Genomic DNA, 24,864 nt, shown 5'->3' with positions numbered 1-24,864 from the left:
GACTACACCATTTGAAGCAAAGAATAATAACAGCCGTAATCTTGGCTCCTTTAGTTGTTGCAGGCATTTTTTTATTACCGTTACCTTCGTTCATCATAGCGTTAGCTATTATTGCTCTTATCGGTTTCTGGGAATGGACACAGTTTGTAGAACAGCCCTCAAGGCTACTTAAATTGATTCCAGGAGTCGCGGTTGGTGCACTCAGTTTTTATTTACTCCCTTTTGACAGCATTAACCTCGATACCGTGGTCGACAGCCATTTCGCGATGTTATGCCTTGGCGCAGTTTGGTGGGTAGTGGCGAGCATTCTCGCGATCACCTATCCGCGTTCAGCCGATTTGTGGCGTTCATCAAGCATTTTACGTCACGCGTTCGGAATCTTAACGATTTTGCCATTCTTTTGGAGTGTGGTATTGCTTCGTGCCGAAAACATGACAACCGATGTGTACCACGGCGCTAAACTGGTGTTGTTTGTATGTATTCTTGTTTGGGTTGCAGACAGCGGAGCCTACTTTGCTGGTAAAAGTTTTGGCAAACATAAGATGGCGCCAAGAGTCAGCCCAAATAAAACCATTGAAGGGTTAATTGGCGGTGTTATCGCGGCTTTGATCGCTGGTTGGTTTGCGGCCAAATGGTTTGATATTCAATTCTCAAGTTATGCAGCGCTGTTTATCACGACTTTACTCACCGTGGTAATTTCAGTGTTGGGTGATTTGGTTGAAAGCATGTTTAAGCGCGTTTCAGGCATTAAGGACAGTGGCAATATCATTCCAGGACATGGCGGCGTATTGGATCGGATAGATAGTTTAACGGCAGCGTTTCCTATTTTTACCCTTCTTTATTTTAGTTTCTAAAGTGTCAGGCATGCGAGCGCATGCCTGATTCATCAGCGGTTCCTTATTTTATGCGTAAGTTAACAATTCTTGGTGCGACCGGTTCAATCGGCGCTAGCACTTTCAAAGTGATTGAGCAAAATCCTGACGCTTTCTCTGTTGTCGCCTTAGTCGCTGGGCGAAATGTATCCCAAATGCTCGCGCTGTGTGTGCGCTGGAAACCGGAATACGCAGTGATGGCAACGGCAGATGCCGCAAAGCAACTGGAAGTTGAGTTACGAACGCAAGGATTGTCAACGCAAGTGGGTTATGGCGTAGATGCCATGTGTGAAATGGCCTCGCTGAGTCAAGTTGATACCGTGATGGCGGCGATTGTCGGTGCGGCGGGGCTACTGCCCACTATGGCTGCGGTAAAAGCGGGTAAGCGAGTCTTGCTGGCCAATAAAGAAGCGCTCGTCATGTCTGGGCAGTTGTTTATCGATGCGGTTGAACAATCTGGCGCTGAACTGCTTCCTGTTGACAGCGAGCACAATGCGATTTTTCAGTGTTTACCGAGCGAGATTCAGACCCAAATGGGGCGCTGCGATCTTAACGCCCATGGCATCAACCATATTTTATTGACCGGTTCTGGTGGGCCGTTTCGCTATGCCGATATCGCCAGTTTACAAAACGTGACGCCGGAGCAGGCCATTGCGCATCCAAACTGGTCTATGGGGCCGAAAATTTCGGTCGACTCAGCCACTATGATGAACAAAGGCTTGGAGTACATTGAAGCCAAGTGGCTGTTTAATGCCGCTCAGTCGCAGCTTAAAGTGCTGATTCATCCGCAATCCGTTATCCACTCTATGGTGCAATACCGCGACGGCTCTGTACTTGCGCAGATGGGTGAACCCGACATGGCGACGCCGATCGCCCTGGCCATGGCGTATCCTAATCGTGTTGATGCGGGCGTTGCGCCGCTTGATTTCACCAAAGTCGGCGAACTGACGTTCCTTGAACCCGACTATGCTCGTTATCCGTGCCTTAAACTCGCGATTGAAGCGTGTTATTTAGGCCAGCATGCGACGACGGCTTTAAATGCAGCCAATGAGATTGCGGTTGCTGCATTTTTAAATCGTCAGCTTCGTTTTACCGATATCGCCGCGGTCAACGAGCAGGTGATGTCACAAATTGTCGCCCAGAACACCCAGTTACAAAACCATGACTTGGAAAGCTTAATTGAGCTGGATAGAATGGCCCGATTAACCGCTGAGAACGTAATAAGTGAGCGAAAACTATGACAGGCATTCTATGGAATCTGGCATCCTTTATTGTTGCCTTAGGTATTCTGGTGGCCGTCCACGAGTTTGGTCATTTTTGGGTAGCCCGTAAATGCGGCGTAAAAGTCGAAAAATTTTCGATTGGATTCGGTAAGTCAATCTGGAGCCGTGTCGGCCAAGATGGCACTGAATACAGCATCTCCATGATTCCTCTCGGTGGTTTCGTCAAAATGCTTGATGGCCGAGTCGATGACGTTCCTGCCGATCAGCAGCAATTTGCTTTTGATAAGAAACCACTATGGAAACGCACTGCGATTGTTTCCGCGGGGCCTGTGTTTAACTTTCTATTTGCGATTTTTGCTTATTGGGTGGTGTTCATCATCGGTGTACCTGCGGTTAAGCCGGTCATTGGTGAGGTCGCCCCGAGTTCGATTTCGGCTGAGGCGGGTTTAACGCCGGGAATGGAACTTAAAGCGGTGTCTGGCGTCAAAACCTCGGATTGGGAATCGGTCAATATGGAACTTGTCTCTCATATTGGTGATGACCAAATGACGATCACTGTGGTTCCAGAGCAAGGCATTGGTGTTGAAGAGAATCGAGTATTAGATCTCACAAATTGGAACTTTGACCCAGAAAAACAGTCTGCTATGGAAGCGCTTGGTTTTCAGCCATATACGCCGGCGGTTTCAACCGAGCTCTCTACGGTTTCGGAGCAAGGTGCTGGGTACGAATCTGGGCTGCGGGCTGGCGACAAATTGCTTGAAATGGACGGGGTAAAAATCACGTCTTGGCCACAAGTAGTTGAAAAAATTCAAGCGAGTGCGAATACGCCGATTAAAACCTTGGTAGAGCGCGATGGTCAGCAAGTCTCGTTGACTTTGACCCCAAGCAGCAAGCAAGGTCTTAATGATGAACAAATCGGCTTTGCAGGTATTGCACCGCAAGTGGCGGAGTGGCCTGCAAACTATCGTTTTGAGCTTCAGTATGGTGTGTTTGAATCGATTGGCAAAGCCATCGACAAAACCGGACAGGTGATCGGCCTGACGGTCGGCATGTTGAAAAAATTGGTGGTTGGCGATGTGGGTTTGAATAACCTCAGCGGGCCAATTTCTATTGCCAAAGGAGCGGGTGCCACTGCCGATTATGGCTTGGTGTATTTTCTAGGCTTTCTCGCTTTGATCAGCGTGAACCTTGGTATTATCAATTTAGTTCCATTACCTATGCTCGATGGCGGTCATTTACTGTTTTTCGCGATCGAAGCCGTCATTCGACGTCCTGTCTCTGAGCGAGTTCAGGAGATGGGATACCGCTTAGGTGGTGCGATTATTTTTTCACTGATGATAATAGCGATATTCAATGACTTTGCGCGCCTTTAAGCAGGGCATAGGTTGTAGTAAGGAATAACTAAAACAAATATGGCGATGAAAAAACTTCTGCTAGCGACGCTTTTAGCGACCAGCGTAACTGCACACGGTGCCGAGAACTTCGTAGTTCAAGATATAAAAATTGAAGGTCTGCAGCGCGTCGCTCTTGGTGCCGCGTTGCTTAAAATGCCAGTACGCGTTGGAGATACCGTCGATACCAAAGACGTTTCAGATATCATCAAGGCGCTGTATGACTCAGGTAACTTTGAAGATGTAAAAGTGCTGCGCGATGACCACACTTTGATCGTGAAAGTCAAAGAGCGTCCAACCATTGCCAGCGTGTCTTTTTCTGGTAACAAAGCCATTAAAGAAGAGCAGTTACAAGAGAACTTAGACGCCTCTGATATTCGAGTGGGTGAAGCGCTTGACCGCACCACTTTGTCGAATATCGAGAAAGGGTTGGAAGACTTCTACTACAGCGTGGGTAAATACAACGCGACGGTGAAAGCGGTGGTTACTCCGCTGCCACGTAATCGTGCTGACCTGAAGTTCGTGTTTACCGAAGGCGTATCAGCCAAAATCCAACAGATTAACTTTATCGGTAACAGCGTGTTTAGCGATGAAGAACTGCTTAGCCGTTTTAACCTCAACGTCGATGTTGCTTGGTGGAACTTCCTTTCCGATGATAAATACCAGAAGCAAGTACTGGCTGGTGATATTGAGTCACTGAAGTCTTACTACCTTGATCGCGGCTATCTAAAATTCAAAGTCGATTCGACTCAAGTAGCCATTTCTCCAGACAAGAAAGGTGTCTACATCACCCTTGGTCTGGATGAAGGCGAAAAATATACCGTGAAAGACGTTAAGTTTCGCGGTGAGCTGATCGGTAAAAACGCAGAATTTGAAGCTCTAGTACCGTTTAAACCCGGTGATACCTACAACGGTTCTGAAGTGACCAGCCTTGAAGAAGGTGTGAAGCGTATTTTGGGTGAAGCGGGTTACGCGTACCCACAAGTTCGTACCATGCCTGAGTTTGACGAAGACACCAAGCAAGTGTCGCTGGTGGTCAATGTTGAAGCGGGCAAACGTATTTATGTGCGTGATATTCGTTTTGTTGGTAACACCATCACTAAAGACGAAGTACTGCGCCGTGAAATGCGTCAAATGGAAGGCAGCTGGTTAAACTCGAAAGCGATTGATACTGGTAAGAGCCGCCTAAACCGTTTAGGTTATTTCGAAACCGTTGATGTACAAACTGTGCGTGTACCAGGCAGCGATGACCAAGTTGACCTTGTTTACAGCGTTAAAGAGGCGAACTCGGGCAGCGTGAACTTTGGTGTCGGTTACGGTACTGAATCTGGTGTGAGTTTCCAAGTTGGTCTACAACAAGACAACTTTATGGGCACCGGTAACCGTGTTGGTATCAACGCGATGACCAACGATTACCAGAAAAACATCAGCTTAGAATATCGCGACCCGTACTGGAACCTTGATGGCGTTAGCATGGGTGGTAAAGTCTTCTACAACATGTATGAAGCGTCAGAAGCCGGTATTATCGACTATACCAACGAAAGTTATGGCGCAGATTTAACATGGGGCTTCCCGTTTGATGAACTTAACCGCTTAGAGTTTGGGTTGGGTTACACCCATAACCGTATCGGTAATGTACCGACTTACGACCAAGCGAAACAGTTTGCGGAAAGTATCGGTCAAGGCGATCAAAACGAAATCCTGACCAGCGACTTTGATATTAACTTGACTTGGACGCGAAATAATCTTAACCGAGGTTACTTCCCAACAGCGGGTAACTATCAACGTGCATCGGCGAAGATGACAGTACCAGGCTCTGATGCTCAGTACTTCAAATTGCAATACGATGTGCGTCAGTACTTCCCATTAACTGAAAAACAAGACTTCACTTTGTTGATGCGTGGTCGCCTAGGTTACGGTAACGGCTACGGTAAATCGGGTGACAGTGATAACTTGTTCCCATTCTACGAGAACTACTATGCTGGTGGTTTCAGTACTTTGCGCGGCTTCAGCTCAAACAGCGCTGGCCCACGTGCAGTATACACCAGCCATAATGGCTCTTGTGGTAACAATGGTTGTGTATCGGCAACAGATGACTCGGTTGGTGGTAACGCGATGGCCTTGGCGAGTATGGAACTGATTGTTCCGACGCCATTTGCATCAGAAGAGGCCAGAAGCCAAATTCGTACCAGTGTATTCTTAGATGCAGCAAGCGTTTGGGATACCGAATTTGATTACAACGGCAGTGCACAATATGGTGTTGAGTACTACGATGACTACTCTGACCCAATGAACTATCGCGCGTCATACGGCGCCGCATTGCAGTGGATGTCACCAATGGGACCATTAGTGTTCTCAGTGGCACGACCTATTAAGAAATACAAAGGTGACGATGAGGAATTCTTCACTTTCACTATCGGTAAAACCTTCTAAAAGAGGAATTAATTTTGAAAAAAATCGTCAAAGCGGCTGGTGTTAGCCTAGTTATCTTGGGTACTTCAATGTTTGCAAACGCTGCGAGCGCAGCGCAAAAAATTGCTTATGTGAACACTGCTCAAGTTTTTCAAGCATTGCCGCAGCGCGAAGCCGTTCTTCAAAAAATGCAAAGCGATTTTAAAGATCGCGCCGACGAGTTGAAATCAATTCAAGCGCAAGCGAAAACGAAAATCGAAAAGCTTAAGCGTGATGGCGAGCTGATGAGTGAAGATCAAGTTGAAAAACTGCGTATCGAGATCGGCCAGCTAGACAGCAAGTACAAAGTGAAAGCTCAGGCGCTGGATCAAGCTTCAAAACGTCGTGAAGCAGAAGAAAAAGCTAAACTGTTCCAAGTTATTCAAGCTGCAGTTAAGAAAGTGGCAGAAAAACAAGGCTATGATATGGTTATCGACATTCAAAGTCTTCAGTATGGCAAACCTGAATACAACATTTCTGAGCAAGTAATTAAAGAAATCAAATAACTTATGGCAACATTGACATTAGCCGAATTGGCAAAAATTACCGGTGGTACCTTGCATGGTGATAACCATGCTGAGGTGACTATGGTCGCTCCGATGGATAAAGCAACGCAAGGTCATGTTACCTTCTTGTCGAATCCGAAATACGCAAAGCATTTGGCGTCTTGCCAAGCGACAGTCGTAATGGTGAAAGAAGCCCAGAAATCATTGTTTGACGGCAATGTGCTAGTGGTTGACGATCCTTACGTTGCGTTTGCGCGCGTTGCTCAAGCTCTGGATACAACGCCCGCTCCGGCGCAAGGTATTGCTCCATCAGCAGTGATTGCAGACGATGCGAGCCTAGGCATTAATGTTTCGGTTGGTGCTAACTCGGTGATCGAATCGGGTGTGGTACTGGGCGATAACGTGATTATCGGCGCAAACTGTTTTGTCGGTAAAAATGCTTCGTTAGGTAGCAATAGTAAGCTTTGGGCTAATGTCAGTATTTATCATGATGTTGTGATTGGCGAAGATTGCCTAGTGCAATCGGGTACCGTGATTGGCTCTGATGGCTTTGGTTATGCGAACGAGCGTGGTGAGTGGATCAAAATTCCTCAGCTTGGCAGCGTACGTATTGGCAACCGAGTCGAAATCGGTGCGTGTACTTCAATTGACCGTGGTGCACTGGACGATACTATCATTGAAGATAACGTCATCCTTGATAATCAGATGCAAATTGCCCACAACGTGCACATCGGATATGGTACAGCCATGGCTGGTGGTACGATTGTTGCTGGTAGTACTCGCATTGGTAAGTACTGCATTATCGGTGGCGCATCGGTCATTAATGGCCATATCGAAATCGCCGATGGTGTCACCATCACCGGTATGGGTATGGTGATGCGCAGTATCGAAGAAAAAGGGGTGTACTCTTCAGGTATTCCTCTGCAACCGAATAAAGAGTGGCGTAAGACAGCAACACGTGTTCATCGCATTGACGAAATGAACAAACGCTTGAAAGCGGTTGAAAAGCAGCTAGAACAGAAAACGGAATCTTAATTCAATTTCTGCTTTAAAAGGCTCGCGAAACGCGGGCCTTTTTCGTCTATAATGCCTGCCATTAAACAAAGTTTTTAAATTTTTATATAGGAATACGACTTTGACTACTGAAAATAAAATGATGGATATTACTGAAATTCAGGAATTGCTGCCTCACCGTTATCCGTTTTTGCTGATTGATCGCGTGACCGACTATCAAGAAGAAAAATACCTGAAAGCCATCAAAAACGTTTCAGTAAACGAGCCTCAATTTACCGGCCATTTCCCTCAGTTACCGGTTTTTCCTGGCGTACTCATTCTTGAAGCGATGGCCCAAGCAACTGGTCTTTTGGCGTTTAAATCGTTTGGTGCGCCTTCTGGCAACGAACTTTACTACTTCGCGAGCGTTGATGGTGCTAAATTCCGCAAACCAGTAACACCAGGCGATCAGTTAGTTATTGAAGTACAATTTTTAAAAGAGCGTCGTGGTATCGCTGCATTTAGCTGTGAAGCGAAAGTGGACGGCGACGTGGTTTGTTCTGCTGAATTGAAATGTGCTCGTCGAGAATTTTAAGATGATTCATGAATCTGCCCAAATCCACCCGGCAGCGGTGGTCGAAGAAGGCGCAAAGATTGGCGCTAACGTAACGGTTGGGCCATTCACTTATATCACCTCAACGGTAGAGATTGGTGAAGGCACCGAAGTCATGTCGCATGTGGTGATTAAAGGTCACACTAAGATCGGTAAAGACAACCGTATTTTTCCTCACGCAGTGATTGGTGAAGAAAACCAAGATAAGAAATACGGTGGTGAAGACACAACCGTTGTGATCGGCGATCGCAATGTGATTCGTGAAGCGGTGCAAATTCATCGTGGTACGGTGCAAGATCGCGGCGAAACCGTGGTGGGTGATGACAACCTGCTGTGTGTTAATGCCCATATTGCTCACGATGTGATTGTTGGTAACCACACTCATATTGGCAACAACGCTATTTTAGGCGGCCATGTAACGGTTGACGATCACGCGGGCGTGATGGCACTTTCAGCGATTCACCCGTTTTGTACCGTTGGTGCGTACGCCTACATTGGCGGTTGCTCTGCCGTGGTTCAGGATGTATTGCCTTACGTATTGGCTCAAGGTAACCACGCTGCGCCATTTGGTTTGAACAAAGTTGGCCTGCAGCGCAACGGGTTTGAAAAGGCGGATTTACGCGCTTTGATGAAAGCGTATAAAGAAATCTATCGCTCAGGCAAAACGCTGGCCGAAGTGATTCCTGCATTGCAAGAGATGGCGACTGAGTTCCCGTCGATCGAACGTATGATCAAAATGCTGGAAACCACCGAGCGTGGCATTATTCGCTAAATGGTTTGTTAATGTCTTGAAAAAGATCGCTGGTCGCTCCTGCGGTCTTTTTGTGTTTTTATCTTAGCCACTTTTACGCTCTCTCTATTTAGACTCAATCAAGGAATTTCATGGAACAGCCATTACGTATCGGTATTGTGGCAGGCGAATTGTCTGGTGACACCTTAGGCGAAGGATTTATTCAAGCCATCAAGCAGCGTTATCCCAACGCTGAGTTTGTTGGTATTGGTGGACCGAAAATGATCGCTCAAGGCTGCCAAAGCTTGTTTGATATGGAAGAGCTTTCAGTGATGGGGTTGGTCGAAGTGCTTGGGCGTTTACCTCGTCTGCTTAAAGTCAAAGCCGAACTGGTTAAGTTCTTTACCGATAATCCGCCAGATGTGTTTGTTGGTATCGATGCACCCGATTTTAACCTTCGTCTTGAGAAAGATCTCAAAGATGCTGGGGTCAAAACAGTTCATTATGTTAGTCCGTCGGTTTGGGCGTGGCGTCAAAAACGCATTCACAAGATAGCCGCCGCTACCAATCTAGTGCTGGCATTTTTGCCGTTTGAAAAAGCGTTTTACGACAAGTTTAATGTGCCGTGTGAGTTTATTGGTCACACCCTTGCTGACGCGATTCCTCTTGAATCGCCAAAAGCACCTGCGCGCGAATTGCTTGGCTTGGACGTTAACAAACGTTGGCTAGCGGTGCTTCCGGGCAGCCGAGGCGCCGAGCTCAAAATGTTGGCTCAGCCGTTTATTGAAACCTGCAAGCGCCTGCATCAACATCATCCTGAGGTTGGTTTTGTTGTCGCTTTGGTCAATCAAAAGCGCCGTGAGCAATTTGAGCAAGCGTGGCAAGAGTTCGCGCCGGAATTGGATTTCAAACTGGTGGATGACACCGCGCGCAATGTGATTACGGCATCAGACGCTGTGATGCTCGCATCGGGCACTGTCGCGCTTGAGTGTATGCTACTTAAGCGTCCGATGGTGGTGGGTTATCGTGTCAACGCATTCACCGCTTTCTTAGCGCGCCGCATGCTTAAAACCAAATATGTCTCGCTGCCTAATATTCTTTCCGACAGTGAGCTGGTGGCGGAGCTGCTGCAGGAAGAGTGCACGGTTGATAACTTATACGCTGAGGTCAGCAAGTTGCTTGAGACCGATAATCACGCCATGTTGGATAAGTTTACCGAGATGCATCATTGGATTCGCAAAGATGCCGACACACAAGCCGCTACGGCGGTGTTGTCTCTTATCAATAAATGAGATGTTTATGACGAAGGAAAAAGCGCCACTGCCGCCATTTGAATACCCACAAGGTTATCGCTTGATTGCGGGAGTGGACGAAGTGGGCCGTGGCCCATTAGTGGGCGATGTGGTTACTGCTGCGGTTATTTTGGACCCCAATAATCCGATCGCAGGTCTTAACGACTCAAAAAAACTGTCTGAGAAAAAGCGTTTGGCGCTGTTTCCTGAAATTCAGCAAAAAGCCTTAGCTTGGGCGGTTGGACGTTGTTCACCAGCTGAAATTGACCAGTTGAACATATTGCAAGCAACGATGGTTGCGATGCAGCGTGCGATTGCCGGGCTTGGCATCGAACCGGATTTAGCACTGATTGACGGTAATCGTGTACCGCAGCTAACGATGGCGGCGCAAGCGGTGGTCAAAGGCGATTTACGCGTCGCCGAAATCAGCGCAGCCTCTATCATTGCCAAAGTCGTGCGTGACAGTGAAATGGAAGAGTTGGATGCCCGGTATCCACAATTTGGTTTTGCACAGCACAAAGGTTATCCAACCAAAGCGCATTTTGAAGCGATCGAAAAGCACGGTGTTATCGACCAGCATCGCAAAAGTTTTAAGCCGGTACGCAAAGCATTAGGGCTAGATTAATCCAGCCCTTTATTCCCTTGATGAATTCCGTAAAATAGACGTCTCGCTGGTTTTTATCATGTTTAACTCGGAACCTACCCATGTCTGATCCTAAGTTTGTCCACCTTCGCATCCACAGCGATTTTTCCATGGTCGATGGCCTGTCAAAAGTGCCACCCTTGGTAAAAAAGGTGGCCGAAATGGGAATGCCTGCGATGGCACTGACCGATTTCACCAACTTATGTGGTTTGGTGAAATTCTATGACAACGCACATAAGAACGGCGTGAAGCCGATTATCGGCGCCGATTTCGCGATGCAGTCGGAAGCGTTTGGTGACGAGCTGACCCGTATCACCATTCTGGCGGCAGATAACGAAGGTTACAAAAATCTTACCTTATTGATTTCAAAGGCTTATTTGCGCGGTCATGTTCAGCATCTTCCGGTGATTGACCGTGATTGGCTGCTTGAGCATTCGCAAGGCATTATCATTCTATCCGGCGGCAAAATTGGTGAAATTGGCCGAGCTTTACTCAAAGGTAATCAGCGCTTGGTCGATGAGTGTGTTGAATTTTATCAAACCCACTTCGCTGACCGTTTTTATCTTGAACTGACGCGTACCGGGCGTAGCGACGAAGAAACCTATTTGCACTTTGCGCTTGAAGTCGCTGAGCAAAACCAGCTTCCAGTGGTTGCGACTAATGATGTGGTGTTTCTCAGTGAGGAGCTGTTTGATGCTCATGAAATTCGCGTTGCGATTCACGATGGTTACACCTTAGAAGATCCTCGTCGCCCGAAAAACTACAGCCCGCAACAGTATCTTCGCAGTGAAGATGAGATGTGCGAGCTGTTTAAAGACATTCCAGAAGCGCTGCAAAACAGTGTTGAAATCGCCAAGCGCTGTAACGTCACCGTTCGTCTTGGCGAATATTTCTTGCCAGCTTTCCCAACCGAAGGGATGGAAGAGACCGAATTTTTGGTCAAGAAGTCGCTAGAAGGCTTGGAAGATCGGCTAGAATTCCTCTTTCCGGATGCGGATGAGCGGGCGAAACGCCGCCCTGAATACGATGAGCGCTTGCAAGTCGAGCTTGAAGTTATCAACAACATGGGGTTTCCCGGTTATTTCTTGATCGTAATGGAGTTCATCCAGTGGTCAAAAGATAACGACATTCCTGTTGGTCCAGGACGAGGTTCCGGTGCGGGCTCTCTGGTTGCCTATGCGCTTAAAATTACTGACCTCGATCCTTTGGAATACGACCTACTATTCGAACGCTTTCTGAACCCAGAGCGGGTGTCGATGCCCGATTTCGACGTTGACTTCTGTATGGATAAGCGTGACCGAGTGATTGATCACGTGGCGGAAATGTATGGCCGTGATGCGGTATCGCAGATCATTACCTTTGGTACCATGGCTGCCAAAGCGGTTATTCGCGATGTTGGCCGAGTGCTTGGTCATCCGTTTGGCTTTGTTGACCGTATTTCCAAACTGGTGCCACCTGATCCCGGAATGACGCTTGAAAAAGCGTTTAAAGCCGAGCCCGCACTCCCTGAGCTCTATGACGCTGATGAAGAAGTCAAAGAGCTTATCGACATGTGTCGAATTCTCGAAGGTTGTACTCGAAACGCCGGTAAACACGCGGGTGGGGTGGTGATTTCACCGACTACCATCACCGATTTTGCGCCAATCTACGCCGATGCGGAAGGCCATTTCCCCGTAACTCAGTTTGACAAAAACGATGTCGAAACCGCGGGTTTGGTTAAGTTTGACTTCTTGGGGCTGCGTACCCTGACCATCATTGACTGGGCGCTGGGTTTGATTAACCCGCGTTTAGAGCGTGAAGGTAAAGACCCCGTTCGCATCGAAGCGATTGACTTAGCCGATAAAGCATCGTTTAACATTCTGCAAAACTCTGAAACCACTGCGGTATTCCAGCTCGAATCACGCGGTATGAAAGAGCTGATTAAGCGTCTGCAACCCGACTGTTTTGAAGATATCATCGCACTGGTGGCGCTGTTTCGTCCTGGCCCGCTGCAATCGGGCATGGTAGATAACTTTATCGACCGTAAGCACGGCCGTGAAGCGGTGTCTTACCCAGATGAAAAATGGCAACACGAGTCACTTAAAGAAATTCTCGACCCGACTTACGGCATTATTCTGTATCAAGAACAGGTAATGCAGATCGCTCAGGTGCTGTCTGGCTACACTCTAGGCGGCGCTGACATGTTGCGCCGTGCGATGGGTAAGAAAAAGCCGGAAGAGATGGCCAAGCAGCGTGCGACGTTTGAAGATGGCGCGGTGAAAAATGGCATCGACGGCGAGCTGGCGATGAAAATCTTTGACTTGGTAGAGAAATTTGCCGGTTACGGATTTAACAAATCGCACTCCGCCGCGTATGCGCTGGTGTCTTATCAAACCTTGTGGCTTAAAACCCACTATCCGGCCGAGTTTATGGCTGCGGTAATGACGGCGGATATGGACAACACCGAGAAAGTCGTTGGCTTGGTCGATGAATGTATTCGTATGAAGCTCAAGGTGTTGCCACCTGACATTAACTCTGGTTTGTATCGATTTAACGTTGATGAAGATGGTGCGATTGTTTACGGTATCGGCGCTATTAAAGGTGTCGGTGAAGGGCCAATTGAAGCGATTCTTGAAGCGCGTAAAGACGGCTATTTCAAAGACTTATTTGATTTTTGTGCACGCATTGACCTGAAGAAAGTCAATAAGCGTGTGATTGAGAAATTGATTTACGCCGGCGCGCTGGATCGCCTTGGTCCGCACCGCGCAGCGCTGATGGCTTCGCTCAACGATGCGGTGAAAGCAGCAAGCCAACACCACCAAGCGGAAGCGTTTGGTCAGACCGACTTGTTTGGTGTTCTCACTGAAGCGCCGGAAGAAGTCGAAAACAAATATACCAAAGTCGATCCGTGGCCAGAGAAAGTCTGGTTGGAAGGGGAGCGTGATACTTTAGGTCTATATTTGACGGGGCACCCAATTAATGCTTACCTCAAGGAACTAACCAAATACACCAGTTGTCGATTAAAAGACGCCACGCCAACGCGTCGCGACCAATCGGTAACGGTTTCTGGTTTGGTGATTGCAGCCAGAGTGATGACCACCAAGCGCGGCAGCCGAATCGGAATCATGACTTTGGATGACCGAAGTGGTCGTATGGAAGTCATGTTGTTTTCTGATGCCTTAGACAGGTACGCAGAATTGTTAGAAAAAGACAGAATTTTGGTGGTTTCTGGACAGGTCAGCTTTGATGATTTCAATGGCGGTCTTAAAATGACCGCCCGCGAGGTGATGGATCTCGGGAGTGCACGAGAAAAATATGCAAGAGGCTTATCGGTCTCTATCCATCAATCTCAAATAAATGACCAATTTTTTGAGCGCTTTAGCCAAATATTGGAGCCTCATAAAGCAGGGACTATACCTGTCAATGTATATTACCAACGTAGCGATGCGAGAGCGCGATTAACGCTTGGTACCGAGTGGCGGGTGACGCCAAGCGATACATTATTAGACGAATTGAAGCAATTACTTGGCAAGAGCCAGGTAGAACTCGAATTTAACTAAATTCGGCACAAATACAATCAGCCGAGTCAAAAAGGATCCATAGATGAGCCTGAATTTTCTAGAATTTGAAAAACCGATTGCAGAACTTGAAGCGAAGATTGAAGCGTTACGCGACGTTTCTCGTCATGGCGGAAATGCAGGGGTCGATCTAGATAAAGAGATTGAACAGCTGGAAAAGAAGAGCCTAGAGCTTAAAACGAAAATCTTCAGTAACTTAGGTGCATGGGAAACCGCTCAATTGGCGCGCCACCCACTGCGTCCATACACCCTTGATTACATTGAACACGTATTTACCGAGTTTGATGAATTGGCGGGCGATCGCGCTTTTGCCGATGATAAAGCGATTGTCGGTGGTATTGCGCGTTTGAACGACCGCCCAGTGATGGTAATTGGTCATCAAAAAGGTCGTGAAACCAAAGAAAAAGTACGTCGTAACTTCGGTATGCCAAAGCCAGAAGGTTACCGCAAAGCGCTACGTTTAATGCGTATGGCTGAGCGTTTTAATATGCCAGTGATTACCTTCATCGATACTGCGGGTGCATACCCAGGTGTTGGCGCTGAAGAGCGTGGTCAATCAGAAGCGATCGCCATGAACTTAAAAGTGATGGCAGGTCTGAAAGTGCCGGTTATCTGTAACGTCGTTGGTGAAGGCGGCTCAGGCGGTGCATTGGCTATCGGTGTCGGCGACTATGTCAACATGCTGCAATACTCAACTTATTCGGTGATTTCACCAGAAGGTTGTGCGTCGATTCTATGGCGTGATTCTGATAAAGCGCCACAAGCGGCAGAAGCGATGGGTTTGATTGCCCCGCGTCTGAAAGAGCTTGAGCTAATCGATGAAATCATTGAAGAGCCACTTGGTGGTGCGCATCGTGATTACCCAGCCATGGCTGAAAATATCAAAGCGACGCTGACCAAGCAGCTTGAAGAGCTTGAGCCCCTTGAGTCGGATGATTTGCTTGAGCGTCGTTACCAGCGTCTGATGAGCTACGGTTACTGTTAATTAGCCCATTAATCGCTGAAAAGGGTTGGTCATTGACCAGCCCTTTTTTATGGTTAACGCTCAAGCGATTATTCAGTAAACTAAGCCAAATTTATCTTGCACTCACACGCCAATCCAATGACTGATTTATATCACCAACTGATCACTAAACTCGACACTTTGGTCGCTGACAAGCCCAAACGTTGGGTGGTGGCGCTTAGTGGCGGCGTTGATTCCTGTGTTCTCCTTGATTTGCTTGCACGCTACCAAACCCAGTTTGGCGGTCACTGTGTTGCGGTGCATGTTCACCATGGTTTGAGCCCAAATGCCAATGCTTGGGCGAGCCGGTGTCAAAGTGTGTGTCAGCCGCTAAACGTTGAATTTAAGCTGGAAAAGGTCGATTTGGGCGACATTCAAGGCGAGAGCGTCGAGGCTCGCGCCAGAGACGCGCGCTATCAAGCGTTAGCCAAACATGTCCAAGCGGATGATGTGCTACTCACCGGGCAGCACAGTGACGACCAAGTGGAAACTTTTTTGCTGGCTCTGCGCCGTGGCAGTGGGCCCAAAGGGTTGTCTGCGATGGCGGAAAAAATGCCATTTGGCCAAGGGCAATTGGTTAGGCCGCTATTGAACGTTTCACGCCACGCCATTGAACTCTATGCGAAAGAGCGAAATCTCACTTGGGTGGAAGATGAGAGCAATCAAGATACACGTTATGACCGCAATTATTTGCGTCATCAAGTGGTACCCAAACTCACAAAGCGCTGGCCGACGATTGATGCTGCGATTAACCGCAGCGCACGTTTGTGTGCCGAGCAAGAGTTGTTGCTCGATGAACTGCTGCAAGCGCCATATGAGCGCGCTCTTGCTGACGATGGCAGCCTAGAGATTGGCGAACTAGAGCAGCACAGCGAGGCGCTGCGTATTCGATTACTGAGAATGTGGCTTGAGCGTCAAGGGGCGTTAATGCCGAGCCAAGCTCAGATGTCGCAACTTTGGCATCAAGTGGCACAGGCGAAATTGGATGCCAATCCACAACTTATACTTAATCAAGGTCAAATTCGCCGCTACGCAGATAGGTTATATTGGCTTAATAAACATCAGGATATCAGTTCATGGCGTGGGGGCCTTAGCCTAAATACGCCACTGACACTGCCCGATGGTCTTGGTGAATTAGAACTGATTGAAAGTGAGAACGGTTCGCTGGCTTTGCCTCATGGTGCCTGTTTGGAAGTCAGCTTTGAACCACAAGGTTTGATGGCGCATCCAAACCAGCGCGGACATCGTCGTAAGCTGAAAAAACTGTTTCAGGAATACGGGGTTCCAAGTTGGCTTAGGCGCCGAACGCCGATTATTTTGTGTCACGATGAAGTCGTGGCTGTGGCCGGATTATTTGTTACTCGAGCTTATGCAGGTCAACAATTTGAGCTCGTGTGGCACCAAAAGCACGTATTTGTGCCAAAATCTTAGAATAAAGACTCGTTATTCATAAGGATGAAAGGGGAAGCAATGAAAACGCGACTGATTGGACTGTCACTATGCGCTGCGATGTTTGCAAGCCAAGCTTTGGCTGGCGGCGATGTTGATGCGGGGAAAACCAAAGCCGCGGTGTGCGCAGCATGTCATGGCATTGATGGCATAGCGGTCATTCCGGGGTATCCAAACCTCAGAGGCCAAAATGAGCAGTACATTGTTTCCTCGCTCAAAGCGTACAAAAATGGTCAACGTACCGGTGGCTTAGCTGCGGTGATGAAGGCTCAAGCAGGGATGTTAAACGATCAAGATATCGAAAACTTAGCTGCGTATTTTTCAAGTTTGAAGTAAATTTGAGCTTGACGTAAAACCTTGTGAAATGAGAACTTGGTTCTCAGGCTTTTATTTGATTGTTGAAAGTAGCTGTTCGATAATAGCGTAATTGATTGAAGTGTAAGGGAAGAACATGAAGAAGATTGAAGCCATTATCAAACCGTTTAAGTTAGATGATGTTCGTGAAGCTTTGGCTGATGTCGGCATTACTGGTATGACGGTATCTGAAGTCAAAGGTTTTGGTCGTCAAAAAGGCCATACTGAGCTTTACCGTGGTGCTGAATACATGGTCGATTTTCTACCAAAAGTAAAAATCGAAATCGTAGTGACTGATGATGTCGCCGAAAAATGTGTTGATAGCATTATTGAAACCGCTCAAACTGGCAAAATCGGTGATGGTAAAATATTCATTACTGAAGTCGAACGCGTAGTTCGCATTCGTACTGGTGAAGAAGACGACGACGCGATTTAATTAAGCGAATCTGTTGTTGAATAAGGAGCCAGTTGGCTCCTTTTTTATTGTTGTTGCTATGAAAAAAAGATTTTTTTTGTTTCCCGCTTTTGCTGGGGTTGCCGCTTATTTTAGTTTTTCCCAAGTATTCACAATGAGCGATGAGCCTCTGCTCACGAATATCAATCATCAGACAATTTCTCCGCCGCATCTGCACTGCTTTCGCTCTGAAGGCGATGTCGCGCTCGATGTCGATGGTCAGATTGATATGTTGGTTTGGAATATTTATAAGCAAAATCGTGACCAGTGGCAGCAAGCACTGACAACGCTTTCTCGGGGCAAACAATTATTGCTGTTGCAAGAAGCCAGCATGACGCAAGACATGAAGCAGTGGATCATCGATTCTGGTTGGTATGGTAATCAAGCCAATGCATTTAAAGCCTTTGATACCCCTGCAGGTGTGCTTAATCTTAGCAAGGATACCCCGCTGCTTGCTTGCGCATATATGAAGACCGAGCCTTGGCTGCGGTTGCCCAAATCGGCGATCTACGCCCGTTACCCGCTTTCTAACGGTGAAACCCTCGCGGTGGTGAACGTGCATGCCGTGAACTTCACACTTGGTGTCAAAGCGTATCGCCAACAGTTACATGAATTGGAAGTGGAGCTAAGCCAGCATCAAGGGCCCATTGTGATCGCTGGGGATTTTAACTCGTGGAGTGAAAAGCGTTTAACTGCGTTGCGACAAGCCTTGTTGCCGCTGAAACTTCAGGAAGTGAGTTATGCACCCGATGAACGTAAGCGTTTTATTACTGGCTATCCGTTAGACCACGTATTCTTTCGCGGCTTAACTCTGAAAAGCGCAGAAGCGCCGATAAACGACGCCTCTGATCATAATCCGCTGGTGGTTCGGTTTCAGGTAAAGGCTAAGTAGAGTCCCCAAGCGAGGTAATAGCCCACCCAAGGCAGCGCTGCGATCGCCAGCGCTTGTCCACGCTCTAAAGTCGTCCAAGCTCCAACTGCCGCATATCCCAGCACAATGTACCACGGCATCAGCAGTGGCAATGAACGGGCAAACTCGGACCAATGATGATCCATTGGCAATTTGATCAGCCCGTTTAAAGTATTGAGGTCCGCGGCGTAAGTCATCACATGGCCGTGGTTCAATATCAAGCTTACAAAGCTTGCGATATCCCCCAGTACGGCAGGAAACAGAATCGCACACGATGCGGCAACCCAGCGCCAATACCCGTGTTGCTGTTCGCTGCCTTTGGTTGCGAGCAAGAACCACAGTCCAAGCATCAGAACCGCGACTAAACGGCCCACAGTGTCGGTAATGATTTCGGTGGCCATCAAAGCATCAGCATTGATGTGAGCAAGCTGCTGAGCCGCCGAGGCTGGCATTTGCTGCATCAAACCCGCTTTTAGCCACTCAAAGTCGACCATATCAAAATAATTACCCCAGAATAGAAATGGCGTAATCATTAGCACAATAAACGGCTGCCAACCCCATAACCCGCGTTGATAGAGGGCAAGAAAGCACGATGTCGGCGAGCGGAAAATGTCCAACAGCATGCTGAGTGGATTAGAGGAAGCGGAAATCGTCATACACTGACCTTAGTAATATCGACATACAGTTTTAGCTGCTGTCCAGGTTGAAGGTATTTGCTGTGGCTTAAATCATTCCACTTGACGATATCATGACTTTTAACTCGAAACTTGTTGGCAATACCACTAATGGTGTCGCCGTTGCGAACTTTATACAGGACTGTACGAATGATGGCGCCTTCGCTGCTCTTCTTCCAAATCACCAGTTTTTGGCCGATACGTAGCGTATCGCGCGGGCTCATGCCGTTCCATTTTGCCAACGACTCGTAAGAGACTTTGTGGTCACGGGCAATGGTCCATAAGCTTTCACCGTTTTCAACTTGGTGATAAACCTTGTATTGACCGCGGGCAATAGACTGTTTTTTCGCCAGACGATTCGCAGCGCTTAAAATGTACGCTTTATCATCTTTGACTGAGGTTGGGATCAATAAATATTGCCCAATTCGAATTTCGTTATTGTCGAGATTATTTGCCGTGCGAATCACTTTACTGCTGGTATTGTATTGCACAGCAAGTGTGCTCAACGTGTCGCCCGATTGCACTTTATAGCGAATGGTTTTCAGACCTTTACCGCGGTTTTCGTCCAATTGCTGGTTAAACTTCGCAATCGAATCTATCGGTAGTAGTAGCTGATGTGGACCTTCCGGTGCCGTTGACCACTTGTTGTATGCAGGGTTTAAGCTTTGCAGTTCTTTAACGCTAATGCCAGCATAGCCAGCAGCAATGGCTAAGTCGAGCTGCTCTTTCGGGTCAACCAGTTCGACGCTTGGCTGGTTTGGAATGGCTGGAATTTGAATGCCGTATTTATCTTGGTGGGCAACAATATCCGCCAGCGCTAACAATTTTGGTACATAACCACTGGTTTCGTTGGGAAGATCCAGTGAGAAAAAGTCGATAGGTTTACCGGCCTTACGGTTTTTTCGAATTGCACTGGATATACGACCGCCGCCACTGTTGTATGCCGCAATCGCATGTCCCCAATCGCCATCAAAACGTTTGGCAAGGTTATCCAGGTATTCCAAAGCAGCGTCGGTAGCAGCGTCGACATCACGTCGTCCGTCGTACCAGTAATTTTGCTTCAAACCGTACATTTTCCCGGTTGCTGGCACAAACTGCCATAAACCGGCAGCGCTACCGTGAGAGTAGGCGAAAGCGTCAAACGAACTTTCGACGATCGGCAACAGTGCAAGCTCGAGCGGTAAGCCTTTTTGCTCAATTTTTTCGGTAATCAGATATAAAAATGGCGCAGCGCGCTGCGATACAATCGCAAGGTGGCCAGGATGCTTTAGATACCAATTGCGATAGTAATTAACGCGTTTGTTATCTGGCACAGGTAGGGAGAGTTGCATTCCGATACGACGCCAAACATCTTGTTGAGATTGAGGCGTAACAACAGGCTTCTTTACAACTTTTTCACCATTTAAATCAGCAGGTTCAATCTTTTCTTCTGCTACTTGAGGATGATTGGTTTCATCAATCGAATTGGTGTCTGTTATCTCTTCTTGGGGCTGGGTAAGTTGACATCCAGCGATAAAAAGCGCCAACACCCAGCTGTATCTTACTCGCATCATACAGCCCTTTTTCTAAACGGCTGCTGATAATACTTGTCACCCCGTGTAGGTGACAAGTAAGAAATCGTTAAAATTCGTTCTTCCACTCACGTAAAGCAGTAAAAATTGAAAGAGGATCTGTTTTCAAGGTGCGATTGGAGACAGATTTCATCACACTTGGCTGATCCACTCGTAGGAAAGGATTAATCCATTTCTCTTGACGTATGGTGGTTGGTAACGTCGAGCGGTTTTGGGCACGTAGACGGTTTACCTCATCACGGTACTTATGGAGGAGATCATTGTCTGGCTCAACGGCAAGTGCAAAAGCAACATTGCTCGCGGTATATTCGTGGGCGCAATACACCTCGGTTTCTTCTGGTAACGCGACAATTTTTGCAAGCGAGGTATACATTTGTTCCATGGTACCTTCAAATACGCGGCCACAACCCGCCGAGAACAGCACATCACCGCAAAACAGTTTACCATCGCCGACATAGCCAATATGTCCGCTGGTGTGGCCTTCTAGGTCGAGAACAAAGAACACTTCACCAAACAGTTCAATTTGATCGCCGCCGGATACCGACAAATTTAACGATGCGACTGGGTCGTTGGCAGGCCCCACAACATCCACTTTTGGAAAGTGGCGCACCAGCTCAGCAACGCCGCCAGTATGGTCATTGTGGTGGTGAGTAATTAAGATCGCTTCAAGCGTCAAGTCGTGCTGCTCTATGTACTCCAGAACTGGTTTGGCATCGCCTGGATCAACGACAGCACACGACCGTTCGTTATTTTGAATCAGCCAGATGTAATTGTCGTTAAATGCAGGTATGCTTTTGATATCTAACATTGTTGAGTCTCCAGTTATTAGGGCATAGACCCTTAAGTGAAGCAGGTTATCCATGAAACCAGCACGCAGCAAAAAAAAGCTTGAAAAGCCGCATTCTTGGTCTCAGCTAAAAAATGGTCAGTGGGTGAGTGAGTCGATTCAAACTCGCCTTGACGAGTGGTGCCCAAAACTATTTGGTTACCATATGCTCAAGCTCGGAGGCTTGAGTTGTGAACTTTCTACGTGCAACTCTACCATTCAACATCAAGTTAACATAGACATCCACAACCCTTTGCATAATGTGATAGCAAATAGTTACGATTTGCCATTATTGGAAAAAAGTATCGATGTTGTGATTTTGTCTCATCAGTTGGACTACGTGGACGACCCACACCGCTTATTGCGCGAAGTGGACAGAGTGATGATTGATGATGGATATTTGGTGGTGACCGGATTTAATCCGGTAAGTTTAACTGGTTTTGCCAGTTTAATGCCGTGGCGCAAAAACAACTTTCCTTGGAGTGGGCGGATGTTTACGCCAAATCGTATCAAGGATTGGCTTAGCGTGCTCAACTATCAGGTTGTGGCAGCAGATAGTTACGCCTTGTTTCCTTTCCAGCGCAATCGCACCTTTTGGACCTGGTTTGAGAACGGGATTGGCGAATGGGCTTCGCCGTTTGGCAGTTTGTATTTCATCGTGGCGCGTAAGCGTACTTATCCGCTTAAACCGATTAAGCCACATTGGAAGGTCAAACGAAAATTGACGCCGGTGAGCGTCAATTACAAGTTAAGTGAACGAGTGCAAGATTAGTTCGCGGCCAGATAACCGTGATCGTCTAAGGTTGGGTTTTCAGCCGCGCTGCGAGCCAGTTCGTCACACATTTCGTTTTCGCGATGACCTGCATGGCCTTTGACCCATTTCCAGTCGATTTGATGGCGCTGGGTTTCGGCGTCGAGCGCTTTCCACAGGTCGGCGTTTTTAACTGGTTTTTTATCCGCGGTTTTCCAGCCGCGTTTTTTCCAGTTATGAATCCACTGGGTAATACCCTGGCGCACATATTGGCTGTCGGTGGTGAGAGTGACGTGGCAAGGCTCCTTTAACGCTTTTAATGCTTCAATGGTTGCCAGCATTTCCATGCGGTTGTTGGTGGTGAGTTTAAACCCTTTGGCGAAGGTTTTTTCAACTTGCTTGTAGCGCATTACAATACCATAGCCACCCGGGCCTGGATTTCCTAAACAGGAACCGTCAGTGAAAATTTCCACCTGTTTCGTCATGATTTGATACTATTGGGTTAAGCACATTATTGGCATAGTCTGACACAAAATTTGTTATGAATACCAGCAACAATTCCAAGCAGCACCGCATCATCGTTCTCGATACCGAAACCACAGGTATGAACTTAGAAGGCGGTCCACATTATCAAGGTCACCGCATTGTCGAAATCGGCGCGGTTGAAATCATTAACCGTAAATTGACCGGGCGTCATTTTCACGTCTACATCAAACCGGATCGTAAAATCCAAGAAGAAGCGATTGAAGTTCACGGTATTACCGATGAGTTTTTGGTCGACAAACCCGAATACCGAGATGTGCATGATGAATTTTTAGACTTCATCAAAGGCGCAGAATTGGTTGCCCACAATGCACCGTTTGACGTCGGTTTTATGGATTACGAGTTTTCGATGCTCAATGCCAACATTGGCAAAACCGAAGACTTCTGTCACGTTACCGATACCCTTGCCATGGCGAAGAAAATCTTCCCGGGTAAGCGCAATAACCTCGATATTTTGTGTGAACGCTACGGCATTGATAACTCACACCGAACCTTGCACGGCGCTTTGCTCGATGCGGAGATCCTCGCTGACGTCTATCTGATGATGACCGGTGGTCAAACTTCGATTCAGTTTGGCGGCGGCAATAGCGAGGGCGAAACCGGAGGTGAGTCAATAAAACGTGTGGCTGCAGGGCGAAAAACATTAAAGGTTATCGCTGCTTCTGCCGATGAACTAGAAGCGCACGATGCGCGTTTAGATATAGTGGCGAAAAGCGGAAGCTGTTTGTGGCGACAATGATGTAGGAGAAACAATGCTGAGGATGATGTTACCCATATTGGGATTACTGTTTAGTGCTTGGGTATTCGCCAGCCAAGAGTCCTCAATGTCGTTACTGGATAATCGCTTTCGCGTCGATCCTTCCGTAAAGCAAATGACGTTTGTGATTTACCGTGCCGAAAACTCTCAGCCAGTCGTGCTGGTACGTCCGGACGGAAAAAAATATTACGCCACCCGTTTTCCTGACAATGTCCGTTGGTATCAAGAGCCATCAATGGACATCATTTCGGTTGATAATCCAATGCCCGGGCCTTGGCAGGCGATTGGTAAAGTCACGCCCAAAAATAAGATCAAACTGATTTCAAACCTCAAGCTTTCTTCTGAAGCCTTGCCAATGCGCTTGTTCGAAGGTGAAGAAATTAAGTTTACGTCGCGCTTAACGTCAGATGATCAACCGCTGGTATTGCGCGACTTTCTCGATCGGGTAAAACTCAAAGTAACGTTTACCAAATATATCGAGAACGCTGACACGCTGGCCAAAGAAGCGCGGCCGATTCCTCTTGAACTCGGGGAGTTTGAAGATAACGGTCAAGGGCTAGATGAGCAAGCGGGAGATGGCGTGTTTACTGTGTCGCTGCCCATCACCGCGCAGCCGGGTAAATATCGCGTGCGAATTACATCTGGGAACGGGGTGTTTTTACGCGCGATTGAGCAAGAAGTGCTGGTGTATCCGCCGCCAATGGAGAGCACCTTCATTCAATCACGCAATGAAGGGACGCCGCATCAAATCGTCTTTTCTGGTGAGCAAGGTATGATTGAACCGGGCTCCGTTGCGGCTCATATCGAACATAAGTCTCCTGACGGTGGCGATTTAGTGGTCGAAACTCGCGCTGAAAAAGGGTCACTTAAGGCGCAACTGGAAATTCCTTATGATGGCAAGCTCGGTAATTACTCATGGGCTGGTGTGATGTACGCGACCGATTTAGCCAACCAGCGACCGCTGGTGTTTCCGATTTCAAAGCATACTTACAGTGTGGTTGAAGAGTTAGATATCGCCGAAAGTCGCCGTTTACAGGAAGAAGAGCGGGTTAAGCAAGCCAAGCGTCTTGAAGAAATCCGTATTATTCAGGCGCGTGAAGATGCTCGTAAACGCAATATGATGATCATTGTAATCGGCAATATTGTGGCACTGATTTTGGGGTTAGTGATTTGGCTGGTGGTGAGAAAAGTCAGAGCTAGCCGAGCGAAAGTGCCGGAAATGCAGCTTGATATGCCCAAGAATTAAACGAAAAAAAGACTGCCTCGGCAGTCTTTTTTGTAGCTGTTCAGCTATAGGGCTG

General features: G+C 47.5%; 23 protein-coding genes. 19 read left to right on the top strand and 4 right to left on the bottom strand.

What is annotated here, in order from left to right; genetic code table 11:
* Positions 1 to 11 precede the first annotated feature (11 nt).
* The 16 genes from BLS03_RS17430 to BLS03_RS17355 all read left to right on the top strand — a co-directional run bounded on the left by BLS03_RS17430 (position 12) and on the right by BLS03_RS17355 (position 18,423).
* Positions 12 to 854: a phosphatidate cytidylyltransferase gene (locus tag BLS03_RS17430; protein WP_093276878.1), complete on the top strand. Its 843-nt coding sequence runs from the start codon at positions 12 to 14 to the stop codon at positions 852 to 854.
* A gap of 50 nt (positions 855 to 904) precedes the next feature.
* Positions 905 to 2,113, top strand: coding sequence for a 1-deoxy-D-xylulose-5-phosphate reductoisomerase (ispC, locus tag BLS03_RS17425; RefSeq protein WP_093276994.1), 1,209 nt, complete (start codon positions 905 to 907; stop codon positions 2,111 to 2,113).
* Complete coding sequence (rseP, locus tag BLS03_RS17420; RefSeq protein ID WP_093276877.1) at positions 2,110 to 3,468, top strand: sigma E protease regulator RseP; 1,359 nt, start codon at positions 2,110 to 2,112, stop codon at positions 3,466 to 3,468. Before ispC ends, rseP begins: the two co-directional genes overlap by 4 nt.
* 39 nt (positions 3,469 to 3,507) lie before the next feature.
* A complete protein-coding gene (bamA, locus tag BLS03_RS17415; protein ID WP_093276874.1) occupies positions 3,508 to 5,919 on the top strand; it encodes an outer membrane protein assembly factor BamA in 2,412 nt (803 codons plus the stop codon).
* A gap of 14 nt (positions 5,920 to 5,933) precedes the next feature.
* The gene (locus BLS03_RS17410) at positions 5,934 to 6,443 is read left to right on the top strand and encodes an OmpH/Skp family outer membrane protein (protein ID WP_093276871.1); all 510 of its coding nucleotides are present in this window, start codon (positions 5,934 to 5,936) and stop codon (positions 6,441 to 6,443) included.
* A 3-nt stretch (positions 6,444 to 6,446) separates the two neighbouring features.
* The gene (gene lpxD / locus BLS03_RS17405) at positions 6,447 to 7,478 is read left to right on the top strand and encodes a UDP-3-O-(3-hydroxymyristoyl)glucosamine N-acyltransferase (RefSeq protein WP_093276868.1); all 1,032 of its coding nucleotides are present in this window, start codon (positions 6,447 to 6,449) and stop codon (positions 7,476 to 7,478) included.
* A 100-nt stretch (positions 7,479 to 7,578) separates the two neighbouring features.
* Positions 7,579 to 8,031, top strand: a complete 453-nt coding sequence (gene fabZ, locus BLS03_RS17400; RefSeq protein ID WP_093276866.1) for a 3-hydroxyacyl-ACP dehydratase FabZ — start codon at positions 7,579 to 7,581, stop codon at positions 8,029 to 8,031.
* Position 8,032: 1 nt separating this feature from the next.
* Positions 8,033 to 8,821: an acyl-ACP--UDP-N-acetylglucosamine O-acyltransferase gene (gene lpxA, locus BLS03_RS17395; protein WP_093276864.1), complete on the top strand. Its 789-nt coding sequence runs from the start codon at positions 8,033 to 8,035 to the stop codon at positions 8,819 to 8,821.
* A 110-nt stretch (positions 8,822 to 8,931) separates the two neighbouring features.
* Positions 8,932 to 10,071 carry a lipid-A-disaccharide synthase gene (lpxB, locus tag BLS03_RS17390; RefSeq protein WP_093276862.1) on the top strand — a complete coding sequence of 380 codons (1,140 nt, stop codon included), beginning with the start codon at positions 8,932 to 8,934 and terminating at the stop codon, positions 10,069 to 10,071.
* 7 nt (positions 10,072 to 10,078) lie between these two features.
* Positions 10,079 to 10,696, top strand: a complete 618-nt coding sequence (gene rnhB / locus BLS03_RS17385; RefSeq protein WP_093276859.1) for a ribonuclease HII — start codon at positions 10,079 to 10,081, stop codon at positions 10,694 to 10,696.
* Positions 10,697 to 10,776: 80 nt separating this feature from the next.
* A complete protein-coding gene (gene dnaE, locus BLS03_RS17380) occupies positions 10,777 to 14,253 on the top strand; it encodes a DNA polymerase III subunit alpha (protein ID WP_093276856.1) in 3,477 nt (1,158 codons plus the stop codon).
* A 43-nt stretch (positions 14,254 to 14,296) separates the two neighbouring features.
* On the top strand, positions 14,297 to 15,256 hold the full coding sequence (gene accA / locus BLS03_RS17375) for an acetyl-CoA carboxylase carboxyl transferase subunit alpha (RefSeq protein WP_093276853.1): 960 nt from the start codon (positions 14,297 to 14,299) through the stop codon (positions 15,254 to 15,256).
* Between the two features lie 117 nt (positions 15,257 to 15,373).
* Positions 15,374 to 16,705 (top strand): tRNA lysidine(34) synthetase TilS, encoded by a 1,332-nt coding sequence (tilS, locus tag BLS03_RS17370; protein ID WP_093276850.1) that lies wholly within the window; start codon positions 15,374 to 15,376, stop codon positions 16,703 to 16,705.
* A gap of 39 nt (positions 16,706 to 16,744) precedes the next feature.
* Positions 16,745 to 17,059, top strand: coding sequence for a c-type cytochrome (locus BLS03_RS17365; RefSeq protein ID WP_093276847.1), 315 nt, complete (start codon positions 16,745 to 16,747; stop codon positions 17,057 to 17,059).
* Between the two features lie 115 nt (positions 17,060 to 17,174).
* Complete coding sequence (glnB, locus tag BLS03_RS17360) at positions 17,175 to 17,513, top strand: nitrogen regulatory protein P-II (RefSeq protein WP_093276845.1); 339 nt, start codon at positions 17,175 to 17,177, stop codon at positions 17,511 to 17,513.
* 58 nt (positions 17,514 to 17,571) lie between these two features.
* The gene (locus BLS03_RS17355; protein ID WP_093276842.1) at positions 17,572 to 18,423 is read left to right on the top strand and encodes an endonuclease/exonuclease/phosphatase family protein; all 852 of its coding nucleotides are present in this window, start codon (positions 17,572 to 17,574) and stop codon (positions 18,421 to 18,423) included.
* Here the strand turns inward: BLS03_RS17355 and BLS03_RS17350 are convergent.
* The 3 genes from BLS03_RS17350 to gloB form a co-directional block, all read right to left on the bottom strand.
* A complete protein-coding gene (locus tag BLS03_RS17350; protein WP_093276990.1) occupies positions 18,405 to 19,091 on the bottom strand; it encodes a YIP1 family protein in 687 nt (228 codons plus the stop codon). The genes BLS03_RS17355 and BLS03_RS17350 overlap by 19 nt on opposite strands.
* 2 nt (positions 19,092 to 19,093) lie before the next feature.
* Entirely contained in the window at positions 19,094 to 20,665 is a 1,572-nt protein-coding gene (locus BLS03_RS17345) for a LysM peptidoglycan-binding domain-containing protein (protein ID WP_093276840.1), read from the bottom strand.
* Positions 20,666 to 20,735: 70 nt separating this feature from the next.
* Positions 20,736 to 21,494, bottom strand: a complete 759-nt coding sequence (gene gloB, locus BLS03_RS17340) for a hydroxyacylglutathione hydrolase (RefSeq protein ID WP_093276838.1) — start codon at positions 21,492 to 21,494, stop codon at positions 20,736 to 20,738.
* Positions 21,495 to 21,546: 52 nt separating this feature from the next.
* Between gloB and BLS03_RS17335 the strand changes: the two genes are divergently transcribed.
* Positions 21,547 to 22,284, top strand: a complete 738-nt coding sequence (locus BLS03_RS17335; protein WP_093276836.1) for a class I SAM-dependent methyltransferase — start codon at positions 21,547 to 21,549, stop codon at positions 22,282 to 22,284.
* Here the strand turns inward: BLS03_RS17335 and rnhA are convergent.
* Positions 22,281 to 22,748 carry a ribonuclease HI gene (gene rnhA / locus BLS03_RS17330; RefSeq protein WP_093276834.1) on the bottom strand — a complete coding sequence of 156 codons (468 nt, stop codon included), beginning with the start codon at positions 22,746 to 22,748 and terminating at the stop codon, positions 22,281 to 22,283. The two genes, BLS03_RS17335 and rnhA, sit on opposite strands and share 4 nt — an antisense overlap.
* Positions 22,749 to 22,804: 56 nt before the next feature.
* Here rnhA and dnaQ point away from each other — a divergent pair, with 56 nt between their 5' ends.
* Both dnaQ and BLS03_RS17320 read left to right on the top strand, forming a co-directional pair.
* Positions 22,805 to 23,545: a DNA polymerase III subunit epsilon gene (gene dnaQ, locus BLS03_RS17325; RefSeq protein ID WP_093276831.1), complete on the top strand. Its 741-nt coding sequence runs from the start codon at positions 22,805 to 22,807 to the stop codon at positions 23,543 to 23,545.
* 13 nt (positions 23,546 to 23,558) lie between these two features.
* Positions 23,559 to 24,809, top strand: coding sequence for a TIGR03503 family protein (locus tag BLS03_RS17320; protein ID WP_093276829.1), 1,251 nt, complete (start codon positions 23,559 to 23,561; stop codon positions 24,807 to 24,809).
* Positions 24,810 to 24,864: the final 55 nt, after the last annotated feature.

The sequence above is a fragment of the Vibrio xiamenensis genome, assembly GCF_900100015.1.
Classification (GTDB): domain Bacteria; phylum Pseudomonadota; class Gammaproteobacteria; order Enterobacterales; family Vibrionaceae; genus Vibrio; species Vibrio xiamenensis.
This window is presented reverse-complemented; position numbering and strand designations above follow the sequence as displayed.